Below are 17,885 nucleotides of genomic sequence, written 5' to 3' on the forward strand. Positions count from 1 at the left end.
GCCAGGGAAGAGGGCTGAATTCCTTCGCGCCGGCCATTTAGGGGTTGCGTTGCGTAGGGAAACAATACGAAATAGCACCGGTGGTTGATAACGGAAAGATTTTGGGTTGTTGTTCAACAAATTTTGGGATTGATAAAGGCCATGAGACTGAACCTTGAAGCGCTGCTGATTCTGGATGCCCTCGATCGCCATGGCACCTTCGCCGCTGCCGCCGCCAGGCTGTTTAAAACCGCTTCTGCCCTGAGCTATACCGTGCAGAAGATGGAGAGCGATCTCAATATCAAACTGTTAGATCGCTCTGGTCACCGGGCCACCTTCACGCCCACAGGGCGACTGATGCTGGAAAAAGGGCGGGTGTTATTACGCGCGGTCAGTGAGCTTGAGCAGCAGGCACAGTATGTGGAAAGCGGCTGGGAGAGCAAACTCACGATAAGCGTGGACGCCTCGGTGCCGTTTGCGCTGCTGACGCCGCTGGTGGATCGCTTTTATCAGGAGCACCAGCATACGCAGCTGCTGTTTCGCCAGGACGTGCTGGCAGGCTGCTGGGAAGCGCTGAGCTATGGCGATGCGGATATCGTGTTTGGTGCCGTGCAGGAACCAGCTACCCGCAGCGGTATCGACTGCGTGCCGATTGGCTGGCTGGAATATCTCTTTGCCGTTGCGCCTGAGCACCCCCTGGCAAAGCTGCCCGAGCCGTTACTGCGCGATCAGGTTCGTCAGTACCGTGCGGTCGTGGTGCGCGATACTTCCCGACACACAGCCGGGACGGATTTACGCGTGCTGGATGAGCAGAAGATCCTCAGCGTGCATGATTTCGGTGCAAAGGTGCAGGCCCAGCTCGCCGGACTGGGATGCGGCTATCTGCCTCGCTACCTGGCTGAACCCCACCTCGCCAGCGGTATGCTGGTGGAACGCAGGCTGGAGAGTGAAACGCGACGCGACAGGGCTTACCTGGCGTGGAATGAAAACGCCACCGGCAATGCTGCCCTGTGGTGGCGGGAGAATCTGCAACATTTTGACGGGCTGAGCAGCGTTTACTGCACCGACTAACGCAGCGAACCCGCTATCTCTCCCGACAAGGGCAGGTTCCCCCGTTTTATCCCTCACTGGCCGCGCCAGGATGGGCAGCAGAGAGTGATGCCTTTCCGCAATATGAGCCTGGCCGCCAAACGTCAGACGGCCTGCTCTGGCCCTATTTCAGACGGGCGGGCGCGTTATGCACCATGGTGTAGGCATAATCCACACCCATGCCGTAGGCACCGCTGTGTTCGCGCACCAGATCCATCACCGCATCGTAGGTCTCTTTACGCGACCAGTCACGCTGGTACTCCAGCAAGACCTGCTGCCAGGTCACCGGCACTGCACCAGCCTGTACCATGCGGTCAACAGAACGCTCATGCGCATCCACGCTGGTGCCGCCGGAAGTATCCGTTACCACATAGACTTCAAAGCCCTCTTTCAGCGCCATCAGCGCCGGGAAGGTCAGACAAACTTCCGTCCAGAGTGCAGAGATAATCAGCTTTTTGCGGCCGGTCGCTTTTACTGCTTCAACAAAAGCCGCGTCTTCCCATGAGTTCATGGAGGTGCGTTCAATCGGCTTCACCTGAGGGTGCACCGCCAGCAGTTCGGGCCAGATAAAACCGCTGAAACTCTCTGTTTCTACCGAGGTGTAAATCACCGGCACGTTAAAAACTTTGCCCGCTTTGGCCAGGGCCACGGTGTTATTTTTAAGCTGCTGGCGGTCGATGTTGGCTACGCCGAAAGACATCTGCGGCTGATGGTCGATGAAAATCAGCGTGGAGTTCTGTGGGTCAAGCAGGTCGAGTGTAGACATTTTAAAATCCTCTCAAAGCGTAGTGTGGGTGACGTAATGTCGTTGCGTTGTGCTGTTGGAACTCACAATACGGCAGGCCATACCGGGCTGATAGCGGAAAGAATTTGGCAACTTGTTGAGAAATTTTTGACAGAGTGGAAACGGCAAATAGCGAGCAGGATCAGTGGCATAACTTGATAAAAAACCTTTAACAAGTTATCAAAAATTCCTGACTATGGCGGGGGAAAGAGGCGCGTTGCGGCGTTATCTGCGGGCATCCAGCCAGATGGCGTAGGCTTCATCCCACAGGGCGGCTGGCGTGCCCGCTTTGCCTAACCCGAAGCCATGTCCGCCACGGGTGATGTTGATCTGCTCCACCGGCACGCCCATTCTGCGGCAGGTATCATGCATGATCACTGTGTTGTGAGGATTGGAAATCGGATCGTCTTCCGCCTGAGCAAGAAACGTTGGCGGGAAGTGCCGGGTCACGTAATTTTCTACTGACCAGTTCGCCTCCTGATTCGCAGAGGCATTTTTCCCGACCAGCTGCTGGTGCGTCATGGTATGTGTATAGGGAGCCTCCAGCGTGATCACGGGATAGATTAGCCCGACGCTGTCAGCCACAGGAACCACCTGATCCAGCGCATCCTGAGGTTCATAAGTCACAAAATCTGGACGGGCAGCCGCCATACCAAAGAGGTGACCACCCGCCGAGAAGCCCAGCAGATGCACCTTTCTTTCCATTGAGCGAACCAGACGGATAGCACGCTGCGCGTCCTGTAGCGGCGCCAGACTTGCGGCATGCCACTTCTCGTGCGGCAGACGATAGCTGAGGACATAGGCCGTATAACCACGGGCGTTCAGCCAGCGCGCGACGGGCCAGGCTTCGCCGCCCATGCCAATCCAGCGATAGCCGCCACCCGCCGCAATCAGCACGGCCGACCCGTTAGGGTTTTCCGGCTGGAAACGCTGGATTGCCGGGCTGACAATATTCGACCATGAGCCATTGGCAGAAACCCGCAGGTTTCCGCTCGGTCCACCGCCGCCCGGTGGGTCCTCCTGCCAGAGCGGAATAATGTCTTCTCTGGCAAACAGTTTTCCGGTGGTCATGGCAAGTAAAGTGGCGCCGGTGCCCAGTATCAACCGACGACGACTAATCATCTGGCATATCCGTCCTCAATAAACAGAGACCCATTACGTTCTGTGAAAAACTCATGCAATGAAGGTGCCAGCAAAAAAGCGACAATCGCCATTTCACCGGATGGAAAAGGAGTGTTATCGGGAATCTCTGTTTATATCGGCATGAGGTAACGGCTCTTCACCGCTTTTTATGCGATCTGGCCGGTCGGATGCAAGCAAAAATGTGATCTGACCGAAAAAATAAGTCCTCTGCCCGTGTCAGCCGGGCAGAGAGGGATCAGTGGCTGTTGGCTTTATCTTTGCGTGACAGGCTGTCGAGATAGCCCATAACAAAGGCGGAGAGCACAAACGTCAGGTGAATGATCACATACCACATCAGTTTATTATCAGGGATATTTTTAGCATCCATAAACACCCGAAGCAGGTGGATGGAAGAGATAGCGACAATTGAGGCGGCCACTTTATTTTTCAGCGAGCCGGAGTCCATTTTGCCCAGCCAGCTGAGCTTTTCTTTATGGTCGTCAATATCGAGCTTTGAGACAAAGTTCTCGTAGCCAGAGAGCATCACCATCACCAACAGCCCACCCACCAGCGTCAGGTCGATCATCGACAGTAAAACCAGTACCAGATCGTTCTCCGCCATGGCCAGCACGTCAGGCAGCAGGTGAAAAACTTCCTGGAAGAACTTAATCGCCAGCGCCAGCAGCCCTAAAGAAAGCCCGATATAGATGGGTGCCAGCAGCCAGCGAGAAGCATAAATGAGATTTTCAGCAAAACGTTCCATAGCTTTCCGTAAGCAATTCAACACGAACGACAGTATAACTTAGGAAGTATGGCAATACGCCAGCAGGGCCGGCCTGAATTTAAGAGATTTTACGTTAGCGGCTCCGTGCCGATAAATTCACAGCGTTAGCCGATCCGACTTCATTAACCTGCTTCATGACCCGCTGAACCTGACGATCGTAACCGGCTACCCCCTGAGTCAGGTCATAGCCCGATCCGGTTTCAGTAAAGCAGCTGCCAGGATCGCACGGGATAATCTTAACGGGCGCATGCAGCGCAGCGGTAGCGGCAAAAACCGGGCTGCTCATCACCAGAGTAATAAGCAACAATGTCTGTTTTTTCATGGATATATCAATTTATAAAGGAAAAGGGTTGGCCTGGATCAGTGCCATTCACGATGCTGGTTGCGGTAATCTCTTGGCGTAACGTTAAAATGCTTTTTAAAGACGCGCTGAAAACATTGCTGAGAGGAAAAACCGAGATCCATCGAAATGGTCATAATGGTTTTATGGGAGCTGACCAGGCTTTTTGCCGCTTCATCCAGCCTGCGGCAACGGATAAAGGTGCCAAGCGTCATGCCTTTCTTCTCTTTGAAAGCGCGTTGCAGGTGCCATTTTGAGTAACCTGAACGTGCCGCTACCGCTTCAATATTTAATCCATCGTCCAGATGTTGTTCAATCCAGTCGATAATAACCTCTACGATTTCGCCTTTCACTTCTCTTCTCCCCTGACAACAGCCTGCACGAAGCCGTCGCCACATGCGCGATGAATTTTATAAGTTTATGTTTTTTATTGGAAAAACTAGAGATATGCAAAAAATACTGCAACATATCAAAAGAAGATGGTGCGAATGTTATAAAGAAGAATAAAATAGTTCAAATAGATATTTTAAATCTCCCTTAATAGATAACCTCTATAGGCCATTATTATGATGGATCTTAACCTTGTTCGCGTCTTTACGGCTATCTATGAAACACGCAGCGTAAGCGGTGCCGCGGAACGGCTGTTTATTACCCAGCCTTCCGCCAGCTATGCGTTATCCCGCCTGAGAAATGCTACCAATGATGAGCTTTTCAAGCGCAGCCGTACCGGTATGGAACCTACGCCAACGGCCGTCCAGCTCTATAAAGTCTTTAAAAAATCGCTGACCGGCATTGAAAAAGCCGTGGCCGACACGCAAACCTTTATCCCTGCGACCTCACGGCATAAATTCCGCCTGGCGCTTTCAGATTTAGGCGAGCTGTTGATATTGCCCAGGCTGGTTGCTGCGCTGCGCGCCGTCGCGCCCTCGATCCAGCTGGAGGTAATTGCGGTAGATACGCTGAGACTCAACGACTGGCTGCTGACCGGCAAGATTGATGCCGCTATCTGCAACCGTAATGAGACCGTCTCTTCCGCGCAGCGTGAGCTGATTTTATACGAGCGCTACGTCTGCCTGCTGAACAGCAACCATCCCCGGATTGGCGCAACCCTCTCGCTGGATGAATATATGCAGGAGCAGCACATCATTGTCGCTGCCACCAGCGGTCATCACAGCGTGGAAGATCGGCTGAAAGAGTATGGTCTGGAGCGGGACATCGCGCTGGAAGTCCCCCATTTTGCGGCGTTAGGCGAACTTATCGCCTCCAGTGAACTGCTGGTTACCCTTCCCTCGCTGGCCGCCAAAATCTACCTGCGCCGCGGCAATGGTCGCCTGCTTGAGCTGCCGTTTCAGGTACCCAACCAAGAGGTTTTTGTCTATGCGCACACCGAAATTGGCGATATCACCGCTAAAACCTGGTTTTATAATTTCCTTAAAGAGACCGGCCCCAGCATGATGGATCCCTGAGCGGATCAGCGCCTGCCATAGATAAGTCTGGTAAGAGAATCCTCGACAGAGAGCACATTCCTGCAAAGCCTTTTTGCGCGCCATCCCGACAGTTGCAGGAATGTGAACCGCCTCATGCCAGGCTGTGACTCTGGCTGATTTATACCCTGAATTTCCGCGCTTATTTCGACATAAGCCCAATGACCAGCCCGCCAGGGCACTCCTATAGTTGACTGAACACGCATTAGCAGAGGCACCCTACACTCTCCTGCCCGCCTGAATAACCGGCTAATGCTAAGGCCTGAATCACTTCATCTGCCCCGGCGATAATAAATAAAAGGGTCATCACTATGACGGTTAAAAATGGGTCGCATGTCCGCGTCTGGATATTAATGTTGATATTATTCCTGTCGGTTATTGCCTATGCGGACAGATCTATTCTGTCGATAGCGGGCGGGGCGATTAAAGATGAATTCGGCCTCTCGCCCATTCAGTTGGGGTTTGTGCTCTCCGCCTTTAGCTGGGCCTATGTGATTGGACAGATCCCCGGCGGCTTATTTCTGGACCGCTTCGGCACTAAAAAGGTGTATGGCGTCACCCTGGTGTTATGGTCCCTCTCCACGCTGGCGATGGGCTTTGTGGGGGAATTTGCCAATGGCCTCACCAGTGCCTTAATTATCATGTTCAGCCTGCGCTTTGCCCTGGGGCTGATTGAAGCACCCAGCTTCCCGGCAAATGCCCGCGTGGCCATTATGTGGTTTCCCAAAGCTGAGCGGGGCCGCGCCTCCTCCCTTTTCGCCTCTTCACAATATTTTGCCGTTGCCATTTTCTCTCCGCTTTCCGGCTGGCTGGTTTCTGAGTTCGGCTGGCCCTGGCCCTTTTTTGTGCTGGGCGCCATCGGTCTGGCCGCCCTCTTTGCCTGGCTCTGGTATATGAAAGAGCCACGTCTGCACCCTCGCGTCTCTCCACAGGAGCTGAACTATATTGTTGAGGGCGGTGGGCTGATTGATATCGATTCCACCGAGGCGAGAAAAGATAAAAACCGGGTTTCACGGGCAACCTTCCTTAAGTTACTCACCAACCGGATGCTCTGGTGCGCTTATATCGGGCAATATTGCACTATCGCGCTGAGCTATTTCTTTATTACCTGGTTCCCTATCTATCTGGTGCAGGCGCGGGGGATGGATATTCTTCATGCCGGCTTTGCCACCATTGCACCTGCGCTGTTTGGTTTTGCGGGAGGGATTTCGGGCGGCATTATCTCCGACTACCTGATCCGCACCGGCTGGTCGGTCTCCTGGGCGCGTAAAACGCCCTATATCGTCGGTATGCTGATGGCCGCCACGCTGATAGCTGCTGCCGGTGCCAACAGCAATTTCTGGGTGATTGCCATTATGTCTTTTGCTTTCTATGGCAAAGGCATTGCGGCGGGTGCGGGCACCTGGGCGATCATCAGTGATACCGCGCCGAAGGAGGCCGTTGGCCTGGCGGGCGCTATCTTTAACTGCGTGGGCAACATTGCCGGCATCGTCACGCCTGTTATGTTTGGTTATCTGGTTGCGCTTACCGGTAGCTACAGCGTGGGGCTGATCTTTGTTGGCGCGCATTGCATCGTCGCGGCGATCTGCTTCCTGTTTATTATGGGGCCAATTGTCCGCGTAGGCGGTGAAACGCCAGAGGAGAGTCAGCGTTATACGCTGACGGATGGCGTACGCTAAGCGTCCTGCCATCGCACGGGTTTAGCGCCGCGTGCGATGGCGTTATCAGCCGTTGATCTTCGCGCTGAAAACCTTCACCTTAGGGCTTCCGGTACGGACTCCCGTACGTACAATCTCCACGGAGTGCTTTTATGTCTCTTACCCTTCTGACGCAGCTGGCCGATTTTCCCGCCAGTCAGTGGGATGCCCTGACGCCAGACGACCAGCCGTTTATCAGCCATGCCTTTCTCAGCACTCTGGAAGAGAGCGGCTGTCTGGGCAAAGGCAGCGGCTGGCAGCCTGAACATCTGCTGTGGAGAGAAAAGGGGGAAGTGCGGGCGGCGCTGCCCGGCTACCGCAAATCGCACTCCAGAGGGGAATACGTTTTCGATCACGCCTGGGCAGAGGCCTGCGAGCGCGCCGGTTTACCTTACTACCCTAAGTGGCTTGCTGCCGTGCCCTTCAGTCCGGTTACCGGCGCCAGGCTGCTGGGAGAGGCCGAAGCGGGCCGCCAGCTGCTGGAAGCCATACCCGACTTTTTGCGCCAGCGTCAGTTGCACAGCGCGCATATCAATTTCGGCAACAGGCAAACGCGCGAGCTGCTGGCAGAAAAGGCGCAGTGGCTTCCCCGGCTTGGCTGTCAGTACCACTGGCACAATCCCGGCTACCGCGATTTTCAGGACTTCCTGGACACGCTGATGTCGCGCAAGCGCAAGCAGATCCGCAAAGAGCGGGAGCTGGTTGCCAGCCAGGGGTTTGAGTTTGAGTGGCTGACGGGTAGCCAGCTCAGCGAATCCCACTGGGACTTTGTCTATGCCTGCTATGCAAACACCTACGCGGTGCGCGGCCAGCGGCCCTATCTGACACGGGCCTTTTTCAGTCTGCTGGCAGAGAGAATGCCGCAGGCCATTCGGGTTGTTTTCGCCACGCAAAACGGGCTGGCAGCAGCAATGGCTTTCAGCCTGCTCGACGGGACCACGCTGTATGGCCGCTACTGGGGCTGTCTGGAAGAATTTAATCGCCTGCATTTTGAAACCTGTTTTTACCAGGGTATGGATTATGCCATTTCGCAGGGCCTCCAGCGGTTTGATGCCGGAGCGCAAGGGGAGCATAAGTTGATCCGCGGCTTTGAACCGGTGATCACCGAATCCTGGCACTACCTCCGCCATCAGGGGCTGCATGAAGCCGTAGCGGATTTTCTGCAACAGGAACGTGCCGGAGTCAGGGCCTGGGCAGAAGAGGCACGTGAAGCCTTACCTTATCGTCGCCAGACGGAAGTGAACTGAAAATATCGGGCAGAGTAAGCGGCTGCGCGTGAGAGCCGCGCAGACAAAACTATTCGTAGCGCTGAGGTAAAGCCCCTTGTCGCCAGCAATGGCCCTGCATCAGCATGGCCATTCTGATTAATCCTCGCCCACAAAGCCGCCGGTCTGGTGCGCCCAGAGACGGGCATATAATCCCCCTTTCTCCAGCAGTTCGCGGTGGCTGCCCATCTCGGCAATGCGGCCTTTTTCCAGTACCACCAGGCGGTCCATTTTGGCAATGGTCGACAGACGGTGCGCGATGGCGATAACCGTTTTACCGCCCATTAGCGTTTCCAGACTCTCCTGAATAGCCGCTTCCACTTCGGAGTCCAGCGCCGACGTGGCTTCATCCATAATCAGGATCGGCGCATCTTTCAGCAGCACCCTGGCGATGGCGATGCGCTGACGCTGCCCGCCGGAAAGTTTAACCCCGCGCTCACCCACGTGTGCATCCAGCCCGTAACGGCCCTGCGGATCTGAAAGCAAAGGAATAAACTCGTCAGCTTTGGCCTGATGAATAGCGCGTTCAAGCTGCGCTTCTGTGGCGTGAGGGCGACCATAGAGCAGGTTGTCGCGGATGGAGCGATGCAGCAGAGAAGTATCCTGAGTAATCATGCCAATCTGCGCGCGCAGGCTTTCCTGGCTGACCCGCGAAATGTCCTGTCCGTCAATCACGATTCGCCCGCCGTCCAGGTCGTATAAACGCAGCAGCAGGTTGACCAGCGTGGACTTCCCTGCCCCTGAAGGGCCAATCAGACCAATTTTCTCGCCTGGCCGAATGGTGAGTTGCAGGTCATCAATTACCCGACGATCGCCACCGTAGTTAAAATTAACGTGGTCGTAACGGATCTCACCACTGTGTACCTTAAGCGCTGGCGCTTTGGGTTTATCCGTGACGCTGACGGGCTGAGCTATTGTCTGCAAGCCATCCTGCACCATACCGATGTTCTCGAAAATGCCGTTAACCACCCACATGATCCAGCCGGACATATTGACGATACGGATCACCAGTCCGGTAGCCAGGGCAATCGCCCCCACGCTGATTAATGAGTGTGTCCAGAGCCATAATGCCAGGCCGGTAGTGCTGACAATCAGCAGACCATTCAGCGTGGTAACCACCACGTCCATATTGGTTACCATCCTGCCCTGCTGGCGGGTTTTCTCGGTCTGGTCACCAATGGCTTCACGGGCGTATGCGCGTTCCAGATCGCTGTGTGCAAACAGTTTGAGGGTGGTGATATTGGTGTAACCATCCACAATGGTGCCCATGAGTTTTGAGCGGGCATCGCTGGAAGCCACCGACCGGGATTTTACGCGCGGCACAAAATAACGCAGGCTGAGGATATAGCCAGCAATCCAGATCAGCAGCGGCACCATCAGCCGCCAGTCCGCTTCCGCAAACAGTACCAGCGCGGTGATCGCATAAATCAGCACGTGCCAGAGGGCATCTACCGCCTGCACCGCAGAATCCCGCAGAGCGTTACCGGTTTGCATAATGCGCTGGGCGATGCGTCCGGCGAAATCATTCTGGAAGAAGTTCAGGCTCTGGCGCAGCACGTAATTGTGATTTTGCCAGCGGATCATACTGGTCATGCCGGGGTTGATGGTCTGGTGGACCAGCAGATCGTGCAGGCCGATAAAGATCGGCCTCAGCACCAGCGCCACCACCACCATCCAGATTAATTCAGTGGAATGATCGCTGAAAAAGGTGGCAGCGGGCGTGCTGTTAACCATATCGATGATGGTGCTGAGATAGCGAAACAGCGCCACCTCAATTAACGAGCCAATCAGCCCCACCACCAGCAGCATGGCAAAGCTTTGCCACACCTGGCGAAGGTAGTAAAGGTAGAAGGCCCAGACGCTGTCGGGCGGCGTGGCGCTGGGCGCCTCCTGGAAAATATCGATCAGTTTCTCAAAGCGGCGAAACAGCATTACAGGCTCACTTTTACGGCTAAAAGAACTGATTTTAGTGCATATCCGGGGTAATTTGCGGCACTGAGTGCCTTTTAACAGGCGCCACGCCTGGGAAAAGTCACGCCTCTTCCATCGGCACCACCACCAGGCGGGAGCCGTACTTTGCCCGCTGTTTCAGGGTGGGCGACGCTTCGGTGATAATCTGGCTGACATCGCTTAACGCACAGACAGGCGCCAGCGCGCGATAGCCAATTTTGGAACTGTCGGCCAGCACTACGGTGTTCTCCGCCGCACGGATCATCGCCTGCTTAACCGGAATTTCAATCGTATTGATGTTGGTGATGCCGCTGTCAAAATGCACGCCTTCAGAGCCGAGAAACGCCCAGTCAACGTGGATGCTGTTGATTTTATCCACCGTCTCCTGCCCTACCAGCGTATAGACGCTCTCCAGCATCAGTCCGCCAGCCACATGCACGGTAATGCCGGGATGGCTACCAAGCGCCATCGCCGTATAAATATCGTTGGTCACGACCGTCAGGTTTTTCTTCTCTCTGAGCGCCAGTGCCAGCGCATAGACTGAAGAACCGTTATCGAGGATCAGCGATTGTCCATCCTGCACCAGGCTGGCAGCATACCGGGCAATGGCCGTTTTCGCCGTGGCGTTCATCAGCAGCCGCTCGTTGAAGGGGGTATCCCGACCGTTTTCTGATTCAACCGGTAATAATCCGCCGTGCGTGCGCATTACCTTGCCGGTTTTTTGCAGCAGGGAGAGATCCCGGCGTATGGTTGAGCTGTCCACGCCAAAAATTTCTGAAAGCTCGCCCGCATTCAGGTAGCCACGTTCGGCAATCATTTCAACAATCTGTGCTCTGCGTTGTGCCGCTGTCATCCCTGCTCCTTTTTTCTCTTTTGCACACTTTCATGCATATATTGGCTTACAACGTGCAATCTGTCACCTGAGAACCCTGTCACACGCGGTAAAATTAATCAAATTGCACAAATTAGCAGCTTGACCGCACGAATTCGTGCAGATATGTTTAAAGTCATCAGGATTATTCATTTCTAAGAGAAGAGGCCTATGTCGGCACTGTACGTTAGCGACTATGAAAAAGAGCTGGGGCAGCAGGTTAATGCCCTGACAGACCAGCTTAACTACGCCCTGCCGGGCGAACTGCGCTCGCTGGATCTCGGTCAGTACGATCGTATCGTACTGACGGGAATGGGATCGTCCGATTACGCGCTGATCCCCATCGAGCGGGAGCTGATCGCCTCAGGGTTCCCGGTATGGCGTACAGATGCGGGCCGCTTACTTGATATGCCTGACCTGATCACGCCGGGGACGCTTTTATGGATCACTTCTCAGTCCGGTATGAGCGGTGAAGTGGTGGCGGTGCTGGAAACCCTGCCGGCAGCTAAAACGCTGATTGGCGTAACTAACGATCCCCAGAGCGTGCTGGCTAAAAAAGCAGACATTGTGGTGGAGTTAAAAAGTGGCGAAGAGGCTACTGTCAGCGCCAAAAGTTATCTCAATACCCTGGTTGCCAGCTACCGCACGCTTTACGCCCTGACCGGGCGCGACGAACAACCGCTTTTAGAGGATGTCCGTGCGGTGCTACCGAAAGTGGCGGAAATTATTCAGAATCGTTCGCCGGTGCAAATCGTTACCGACCGTTTATTCAGCCATGCAAAACCTCGTGTGGCGCTGATTGGCATGGGCGCGGATGCCGCGACAGCCTTAACGGGTGCGCTGATCATCAAAGAAGCGTCGAAAGTGAGTGCGGAAGGCTTTGTTGGTGGCGAATTCCGTCATGGCCCGATGGAAACCTCTGGGGAAGGTATGCTGGCCCTGCTGTTCGGCGATGGCGGCGATGCCACGCTGCAAACGCTGGCAGCCGACTTAGAGAAGAATGGCACGGAAGTGGTTACCGTAGGGCCACAGGCTTACGCCAACAGCCAGCGGTGGGAAGCGCCAGGGGACACTCCGCTGACCCGCCTGCTCTGCGCTATGCTCTGGGTTCAGCATCTTACCGTTACGCTGGCCAGAGGTAATGGCATGGTGCCAGGGGAATTCCTCTACGGCAAAAAGATCACGGTAAAAATATGACAACAAACAGGCTTCCTCTTCGCGCTGGTATTGATATGGGTGGCACCGGCACCCGCATTGTGTTGCTGGAGGGTGAAAAGGAAGTGGTGTCAGAAACGATCCCAACAGCCTGGTTTGCCACGCAGCCCCAGGGGCTGCGCGCCAAAGCGCTGGCAGACAAGGTGTGTGCCCTGCTGCCAGCAGGATCGTCGCTGGCAAGCGTCGGCATCGGCGCCAGCGGCCCGGTCAATAATCAGACCGAAATCATTGAAAACAACGATACGCTGGCCTGTTTCTCCTTTTACCCGCTGGTGGCCCAACTGCGCGAGCTGCTGGCAATTCCGGTAGCCATTGATAACGATGCGGTAGTGGCCGCGCTGGGTGAATACCATCTGGGCGCGGGCCGTGGCAGCCAGCGCATGATGATGGTCACGCTGGGCACCGGCATTGGCGTCGCGCTGCTGGATAAAGGCGAGCCGCTGCGCAGTTTCGACGGCAGACACCCTGAAGCGGGACATATTCCGGTCTCTGGCGACCCGGTCATGTGCTACTGCGGCCTCCAGGGATGCTGGGAAATGCTGGCCTCGCGCAGTTGGTTACAGCGGGCGCTGCTGGCGGAGATCCCTGACCTGGCCTGGGATGCCCGCACGGTGCTGGTATTAACCGAGCTAAGCGCTGAGAACGCACGGGTTGCTGCCATTCTGCATAAATATGGCCAGACGGTAGGGCGCGGTTTAAATACTCTGCTGACGCTTTACGGCCCCGATATCACCCTGTTAAGCGGAAGTGCGGCTCTGCTGCTTCCTCTTTATCAGGCAGGTCTTGACCAGGCGCTTCATCGCGCGGATGGCTATGCCGTCAACCGGCATATTTCTTACGCTTCTCTGGGTGATGCGGCGGGCGCATTGGGTGCGGCAATCCTGCCCACGCTAAGGCAAGCCTCGTAGCCATAACAACATTAACTCTCTTCCGACGCGTGGCGGGCGCGTCGGGAGCGGCGAATCGGCCAACAGTCAGGGAAACCCGCTAACCGTAAGAATAAAATAAGAAAGTGGCTGTAATAAAGTCCTGGTCTTTCTGATGTGCAGAGAGCCAGGCATTTTACCGAACGTGAAAAATAACGACCCATCGCTTTTCCTTTACCGTATTGGAGAGTTTTTATGACGAGTCGATTCACCCCCCGTATCACCAGTTATTTACTTCCCCTGCTGGCTCTCAGCGCCTCCGGGATCGCTTCTGCAAAAACAGAAATTAACGCTCTCTTTATGTCTCAGGCCGCCTACAGCGAAACCGACGTGCGCGCCATGACCAGTGACTTTGAAAAAGCCCATCCCGACGTCAGCATCAACCTGGAGTTTGTTCCCTACGAAGCGCTGCATGACAAAATCATCGCGGCGCGTGGTGCGGGCAGCAACGGCTACGATGTGGTGCTGTTTGACGACATGTGGCCTGCTGAATTTGGCAAATTCAACATGCTGAAAGATATCAGCAGCAACATTACGCCGGAGGAAAAAGCCAAAGTCTTTGAGGGTGCCTGGAGCACCGTAAGCTGGAATAACAAACAGTGGGGGATGCCGTGGATCCTCGACACCAAATACCTTTACTACAACAAAGCGATGCTGAGCAAAGCAGGGATCAGCAAACCGCCTGAAACCTGGCAACAGGTGATGGAGCAGTCGCAGATCCTGAAAGAGAAAGGCATTGTGAAGTATCCGCTGGTCTGGAGCTGGTCACAGGCTGAAGCACTGGTATGTGACTACACCACGCTGGTCTCTGCCTTTGGCGGCCAGTTCTGGCAAAACGGCAAGCTGAACTTCAGCGATGCCGGATCGGTGAAAGCGGTCAATTATATGAAAGCCACACTGGATAAAGGCGTGACCAATCCCAATTCCCGTGAATACCTGGAAGAGGATGTGCGCAAGGTCTTCTCTAACGGCGATGCCGCCTTTGCCCTGAACTGGACCTACATGTACAACATGGCTAACGATCCCAAACAGAGCAAAGTGGCCGGTGACGTCGGCATTGTCCCGGCACCTTCCGAGAAGCCGGGCGCAGTCGCGGCGATGAATGGCTCTATGGGGTTGGGCGTGACGCAGGCCAGCAGCCATCCCAGTGAGTCCTGGGAGTATATCCGCTATCTCACCTCGCAGCCGGTGCAGAACAAATATGCCCGTCTGAGCCTGCCGATCTGGAAATCTTCCTATGATGACCCGGCCGTGCAAAAAGGCCAGGAACCGCTGATCGCGGCCGCGAAGCCAGCGCTGGACGTGATGCTGATGCGCCCGATTACTGCCGACTACTCCCGTCTCTCCAACACCCTGCAACAACAGCTTCAGCAGGTCTTGCAGGGTCAGGTAACGCCGGAAGCGGGTATGCAAGCGGTAACCAAAAGCGCACAACGTCTGCACTAAGGAATAACGATGCTCAGTTTGTCACAACGTGAGCAACGTCAGGCATGGGTGCTGCTGGCACCCATGCTGATCGTGATGGGGCTGCTGACCGCCTGGCCCCTGCTGCGTACTATCTGGCTCAGCTTTACCGATGCCGCGCTGATCGGCAACGGCGGCGAGGTGAATTATGTGGGGATAGAGAATTATCTCTATGCCCTGACCGATCCCGATTTCCTCGCTTCACTCTGGCGTACGCTCTATTTCACCGTCGCCTCTGTGCTGCTGGAGGGAATTATTGGGGTGCTGGTCGCGCTGCTGCTGAATCAGAAATTTTACGGTCGCAGCGTGCTGCGCGTGCTGGTGATTTTGCCCTGGGCGCTGCCGACCATCGTTAACGCCATGATGTGGCGGCTCAACTTCAACCCTGATTACGGCAGCATCAACGCGCTGCTGACGCAGTGGGGGATGATTGACGGCTACCGCAGCTGGCTGGGGTCGCCTGACTCTGCGCTGAATGCGGTGATGCTGGCCGACGTGTGGAAAAACTATCCGCTGGTGACGCTTTTAACGCTGGCGGCGATGCAGTCCATTCCGGACGATCTGTTTGAAGCCGCGCGGCTGGATGGCGCTTCTGCTTTCAGACGATTTCGGGCAATTACCTTTCCTGCCATTGTCGGCCCGCTTAGCGTGGCGCTGGTGCTGCGTACCATCGATGCCTTCAAAATTTTCGACATCATCTATGTGATGACGCGCGGCGGCCCGGTGGACAGTACCAAAACGCTCAGCTTCTTTGTCTATCAGGAATCCTTCAGCTATCTGCGCGCGGGCAGCGGTGCCGCCTACGCCATTCTGATGACCCTGATGTGCAGCGTGCTGATTGCTCTCTATATGGCAATGCTCTATCGCCAGCGACGCCGGAGCGTAATTAATGAAGCGTAATATCAGGATTATTCTACGTTATCTGGCCGCGTTACTGGTGGCGGCCAGCATTCTGGGGCCGATGTTCTGGCTGTTTCTGATGAGCGTCAGCTCAAATAACGACCTGACCCGCATCCCGCTGGAGTGGCTGCCGCGTCAGTGGGACTTCAGCCGTTACGCCGCGCTGGTCTCGCTGGAACCGGGCCAGCCGGGCGTCCTGTTCCTGCACGCGCTGGGTAACAGCGTACTGGTAGCCTGCGGCGCCACGCTGATCTCCCTGCTGTTAGCTATTCCGGCCGCCTTCAGCTTTTCACGCTATCCTGGCCGCGACGGCTGGCTGTTCGGCAGCCTGGCGATCTATATGGTGCCGCCGGTAGCCTTTGTGCTGCCGCTCTACTTTGTGCTGCAACAGCTCAGTTTGCTGAATACCCATCTCGGCCTGGTGCTGGTTTACTGCTCGCTGATTTTGCCCTTCCTTACCTGGATGCTGAAAAATCAGTTTGATGCGCTCCCGCGTGATATCGAGCAGGCCGCAAGGCTGGATGGGTTGCGTTTCTGGCAGGTGCTGCTGCGGATCACCCTGCCGCTGGCAAAACCGGTGCTGGGGGCTTCGGCGCTGTTTGGCTGGCTACTGGCATGGGATGAGTTCTTTTATGCGCTGCTGTTCACCAGCAATATCAGCGCCCAGACGCTTCCGGTGACCATTGCCGGGTTTACCGCCGGACGTGCGACCGATGATGGCCTGATTGCCGCCGTCGGCATTCTGGCTTCGGTACCGCCGCTGTTTATCGCCATCTGGCTGCAAAAAAGCCTTGTCAGCGGGCTGGCCAGTGGCGGCAGTAAAGGCTGACGGCCCTTCACCACTTTTTGGGGAATTACTGAATTATGGCTCGTGTTGAACTGGTTAAGGTCGCTAAGCGTTACGCTAAACAAACGGTGCTCCACCCGCTGGATCTCACCATTCCCGACGGCAGCTTTACCGTGCTGGTTGGCCCCTCCGGCTGTGGGAAATCTACGCTGCTGCGCCTGCTGGCGGGGTTAGATACCCTCTCGGCGGGATCGATCCTGCTGGATAACAAACAGATTAACGATCTCGATCCTGCGGATCGTGATATCGCCATGGTGTTCCAGAGCTATGCGCTTTATCCCCACCTCACCGTGGCGGAGAATCTGGGTTTTCATATGAAAGTGAAGCGGGTTAAACGTGAAGAGCAGGAGAGCAAAATTTCCCGCGTGGCGGAGATCCTCGGCATCAGTAAACTGCTGAACCGCTTCCCGCGCGCGCTCTCCGGTGGGCAACGTCAGCGGGTGGCGATGGGCCGCGCCATGGTTCGTAACCCCCAGGTTTTTCTGTTTGACGAACCGCTGTCAAACCTGGATGCCCAGCTGCGTATGGAGCTGCGGGCAGAGATCAAAGCGCTGCATCAGCGGTTTAAGACCACCATGGTCTATGTCACCCACGACCAGGTCGAAGCGATGACGCTGGCCGACCAGATTGTGGTGATGCGTGACGGCGTGATCGTTCAGCAGGGCAAACCGCTGGAGATCTACGATCGTCCGGTCGATACCTTTGTCGCCCGTTTTATTGGTTCTCCGCCGATGAACCTGCTGGAAGGGCTGCCTGAAAGCCGTGCAGGCGTGCCTGGCGTTCGGTGCAACGGACTGTGGTTTGCGCTGCCTGCCCACTGGCATCAAGCGGCGGCTCAGCAGGGTACCCGACCGGTACTGGTAGGGATCAGGGCGCAGGATTTTCTGTTAGCCGCTGCTCATGTTGCAGATCCTGCTTCTGCATCGGCACCTGTTATGGCACCGCCGCTGCCGGAGGCCCGTGTCCGGCTGGTGGAAATCACCGGTGAATCGAGCCTGCTGCACGTTGACTGGCAGGGCTACCCACTGCATGTCCAGTTTACGGGTCGCGTTGATGTCCGGCCGGAGCAGCCGCTGTCACTGGCTGTCAACAGTGAGAAAATACATCTGTTTGATGCCGGCAGCGGGAAACGGCTCTGATTTATTCCTGACTGAGCAATTTATGACAG

17 protein-coding genes are annotated in these 17,885 nt (G+C 55.6%); 10 read left to right on the forward strand and 7 right to left on the reverse strand.

All coding sequences use genetic code 11. The annotated features are described in order from the left end of the window. The first annotated feature begins 141 nt into the window (after positions 1 to 141). Positions 142 to 1,050 (forward strand): LysR family transcriptional regulator, encoded by a 909-nt coding sequence (locus tag AAH450_RS15380; RefSeq protein WP_342910978.1) that lies wholly within the window; start codon positions 142 to 144, stop codon positions 1,048 to 1,050. Between the two features lie 142 nt (positions 1,051 to 1,192). Here AAH450_RS15380 and AAH450_RS15385 read toward each other — a convergent pair whose 3' ends face one another. The 5 genes from AAH450_RS15385 to AAH450_RS15405 form a co-directional block, all read right to left on the reverse strand. Continuing rightward, the gene (locus AAH450_RS15385; protein ID WP_342910979.1) at positions 1,193 to 1,834 is read right to left on the reverse strand and encodes a hydrolase; all 642 of its coding nucleotides are present in this window, start codon (positions 1,832 to 1,834) and stop codon (positions 1,193 to 1,195) included. A gap of 243 nt (positions 1,835 to 2,077) precedes the next feature. Further along, the gene (locus AAH450_RS15390) at positions 2,078 to 2,974 is read right to left on the reverse strand and encodes an alpha/beta hydrolase (protein ID WP_342910980.1); all 897 of its coding nucleotides are present in this window, start codon (positions 2,972 to 2,974) and stop codon (positions 2,078 to 2,080) included. A gap of 256 nt (positions 2,975 to 3,230) precedes the next feature. Continuing rightward, a complete protein-coding gene (locus tag AAH450_RS15395; RefSeq protein WP_342910981.1) occupies positions 3,231 to 3,737 on the reverse strand; it encodes a TIGR00645 family protein in 507 nt (168 codons plus the stop codon). Positions 3,738 to 3,831: 94 nt separating this feature from the next. Continuing rightward, a complete protein-coding gene (locus AAH450_RS15400) occupies positions 3,832 to 4,080 on the reverse strand; it encodes a hypothetical protein (protein WP_342910982.1) in 249 nt (82 codons plus the stop codon). Positions 4,081 to 4,118: 38 nt separating this feature from the next. After that, complete coding sequence (locus AAH450_RS15405; protein ID WP_318789235.1) at positions 4,119 to 4,451, reverse strand: helix-turn-helix domain-containing protein; 333 nt, start codon at positions 4,449 to 4,451, stop codon at positions 4,119 to 4,121. 213 nt (positions 4,452 to 4,664) lie between these two features. Between AAH450_RS15405 and AAH450_RS15410 the strand changes: the two genes are divergently transcribed. The 3 genes from AAH450_RS15410 (at position 4,665) to AAH450_RS15420 (ending at position 8,526) form a co-directional block, all read left to right on the forward strand. Beyond that, positions 4,665 to 5,564: a LysR family transcriptional regulator gene (locus tag AAH450_RS15410; RefSeq protein WP_342910983.1), complete on the forward strand. Its 900-nt coding sequence runs from the start codon at positions 4,665 to 4,667 to the stop codon at positions 5,562 to 5,564. Between the two features lie 329 nt (positions 5,565 to 5,893). Beyond that, positions 5,894 to 7,261 (forward strand): MFS transporter, encoded by a 1,368-nt coding sequence (locus AAH450_RS15415; protein ID WP_342910984.1) that lies wholly within the window; start codon positions 5,894 to 5,896, stop codon positions 7,259 to 7,261. Positions 7,262 to 7,392: 131 nt separating this feature from the next. Next, positions 7,393 to 8,526, forward strand: a complete 1,134-nt coding sequence (locus AAH450_RS15420; protein WP_342910985.1) for a GNAT family N-acetyltransferase — start codon at positions 7,393 to 7,395, stop codon at positions 8,524 to 8,526. 117 nt (positions 8,527 to 8,643) lie between these two features. Here the strand turns inward: AAH450_RS15420 and AAH450_RS15425 are convergent, their stop codons facing one another. Next, the gene (locus AAH450_RS15425; protein ID WP_342910986.1) at positions 8,644 to 10,476 is read right to left on the reverse strand and encodes an ABC transporter ATP-binding protein; all 1,833 of its coding nucleotides are present in this window, start codon (positions 10,474 to 10,476) and stop codon (positions 8,644 to 8,646) included. 100 nt (positions 10,477 to 10,576) lie between these two features. Then, positions 10,577 to 11,347 carry a DeoR/GlpR family DNA-binding transcription regulator gene (locus AAH450_RS15430; protein WP_342910987.1) on the reverse strand — a complete coding sequence of 257 codons (771 nt, stop codon included), beginning with the start codon at positions 11,345 to 11,347 and terminating at the stop codon, positions 10,577 to 10,579. A 189-nt stretch (positions 11,348 to 11,536) separates the two neighbouring features. On the opposite strand from AAH450_RS15430, the gene AAH450_RS15435 reads away from it, so the two are divergent. The 6 genes from AAH450_RS15435 to AAH450_RS15460 all read left to right on the forward strand — a co-directional run bounded on the left by AAH450_RS15435 (position 11,537) and on the right by AAH450_RS15460 (position 17,856). Continuing rightward, the gene (locus AAH450_RS15435) at positions 11,537 to 12,562 is read left to right on the forward strand and encodes an SIS domain-containing protein (protein ID WP_342910988.1); all 1,026 of its coding nucleotides are present in this window, start codon (positions 11,537 to 11,539) and stop codon (positions 12,560 to 12,562) included. Beyond that, positions 12,559 to 13,488: an ROK family protein gene (locus tag AAH450_RS15440; RefSeq protein ID WP_342910989.1), complete on the forward strand. Its 930-nt coding sequence runs from the start codon at positions 12,559 to 12,561 to the stop codon at positions 13,486 to 13,488. The genes AAH450_RS15435 and AAH450_RS15440 overlap by 4 nt, the downstream gene beginning before the upstream one ends. A 213-nt stretch (positions 13,489 to 13,701) precedes the next feature. After that, on the forward strand, positions 13,702 to 14,952 hold the full coding sequence (locus tag AAH450_RS15445) for an extracellular solute-binding protein (RefSeq protein WP_342910990.1): 1,251 nt from the start codon (positions 13,702 to 13,704) through the stop codon (positions 14,950 to 14,952). Between the two features lie 9 nt (positions 14,953 to 14,961). Further along, positions 14,962 to 15,870, forward strand: a complete 909-nt coding sequence (locus AAH450_RS15450) for a carbohydrate ABC transporter permease (RefSeq protein WP_342910991.1) — start codon at positions 14,962 to 14,964, stop codon at positions 15,868 to 15,870. Then, complete coding sequence (locus tag AAH450_RS15455) at positions 15,860 to 16,699, forward strand: carbohydrate ABC transporter permease (protein WP_342910992.1); 840 nt, start codon at positions 15,860 to 15,862, stop codon at positions 16,697 to 16,699. The genes AAH450_RS15450 and AAH450_RS15455 overlap by 11 nt, the downstream gene beginning before the upstream one ends. Positions 16,700 to 16,734: 35 nt before the next feature. Further along, the gene (locus AAH450_RS15460) at positions 16,735 to 17,856 is read left to right on the forward strand and encodes an ABC transporter ATP-binding protein (RefSeq protein ID WP_342910993.1); all 1,122 of its coding nucleotides are present in this window, start codon (positions 16,735 to 16,737) and stop codon (positions 17,854 to 17,856) included. The last annotated feature ends 29 nt before the right edge of the window (positions 17,857 to 17,885 follow it).

Origin of the sequence: Erwinia magellanica (assembly GCF_039023495.1) — a bacterium.
Taxonomy (GTDB): Bacteria; Pseudomonadota; Gammaproteobacteria; order Enterobacterales; family Enterobacteriaceae; genus Erwinia.

Excerpts from the sequence above, each read along its gene's own strand:
- AAH450_RS15455 (WP_342910992.1), top strand. The coding sequence starts at position 15,860 with ATGAAGCGTAATATCAGGATTATTCTACGTTATCTGGCCGCGTTACTG.
- AAH450_RS15440 (WP_342910989.1), top strand. The coding sequence starts at position 12,559 with ATGACAACAAACAGGCTTCCTCTTCGCGCTGGTATTGATATGGGTGGC.
- AAH450_RS15460 (WP_342910993.1), top strand. The coding sequence starts at position 16,735 with ATGGCTCGTGTTGAACTGGTTAAGGTCGCTAAGCGTTACGCTAAACAA.
- AAH450_RS15450 (WP_342910991.1), top strand. The coding sequence starts at position 14,962 with ATGCTCAGTTTGTCACAACGTGAGCAACGTCAGGCATGGGTGCTGCTG.
- AAH450_RS15435 (WP_342910988.1), top strand. The coding sequence starts at position 11,537 with ATGTCGGCACTGTACGTTAGCGACTATGAAAAAGAGCTGGGGCAGCAG.
- AAH450_RS15390 (WP_342910980.1), bottom strand. The coding sequence starts at position 2,974 with ATGATTAGTCGTCGTCGGTTGATACTGGGCACCGGCGCCACTTTACTT.
- AAH450_RS15420 (WP_342910985.1), top strand. The coding sequence starts at position 7,393 with ATGTCTCTTACCCTTCTGACGCAGCTGGCCGATTTTCCCGCCAGTCAG.
- AAH450_RS15430 (WP_342910987.1), bottom strand. The coding sequence starts at position 11,347 with ATGACAGCGGCACAACGCAGAGCACAGATTGTTGAAATGATTGCCGAA.
- AAH450_RS15400 (WP_342910982.1), bottom strand. The coding sequence starts at position 4,080 with ATGAAAAAACAGACATTGTTGCTTATTACTCTGGTGATGAGCAGCCCG.
- AAH450_RS15445 (WP_342910990.1), top strand. The coding sequence starts at position 13,702 with ATGACGAGTCGATTCACCCCCCGTATCACCAGTTATTTACTTCCCCTG.
- AAH450_RS15380 (WP_342910978.1), top strand. The coding sequence starts at position 142 with ATGAGACTGAACCTTGAAGCGCTGCTGATTCTGGATGCCCTCGATCGC.
- AAH450_RS15425 (WP_342910986.1), bottom strand. The coding sequence starts at position 10,476 with ATGCTGTTTCGCCGCTTTGAGAAACTGATCGATATTTTCCAGGAGGCG.
- AAH450_RS15415 (WP_342910984.1), top strand. The coding sequence starts at position 5,894 with ATGACGGTTAAAAATGGGTCGCATGTCCGCGTCTGGATATTAATGTTG.
- AAH450_RS15385 (WP_342910979.1), bottom strand. The coding sequence starts at position 1,834 with ATGTCTACACTCGACCTGCTTGACCCACAGAACTCCACGCTGATTTTC.
- AAH450_RS15410 (WP_342910983.1), top strand. The coding sequence starts at position 4,665 with ATGATGGATCTTAACCTTGTTCGCGTCTTTACGGCTATCTATGAAACA.
- AAH450_RS15395 (WP_342910981.1), bottom strand. The coding sequence starts at position 3,737 with ATGGAACGTTTTGCTGAAAATCTCATTTATGCTTCTCGCTGGCTGCTG.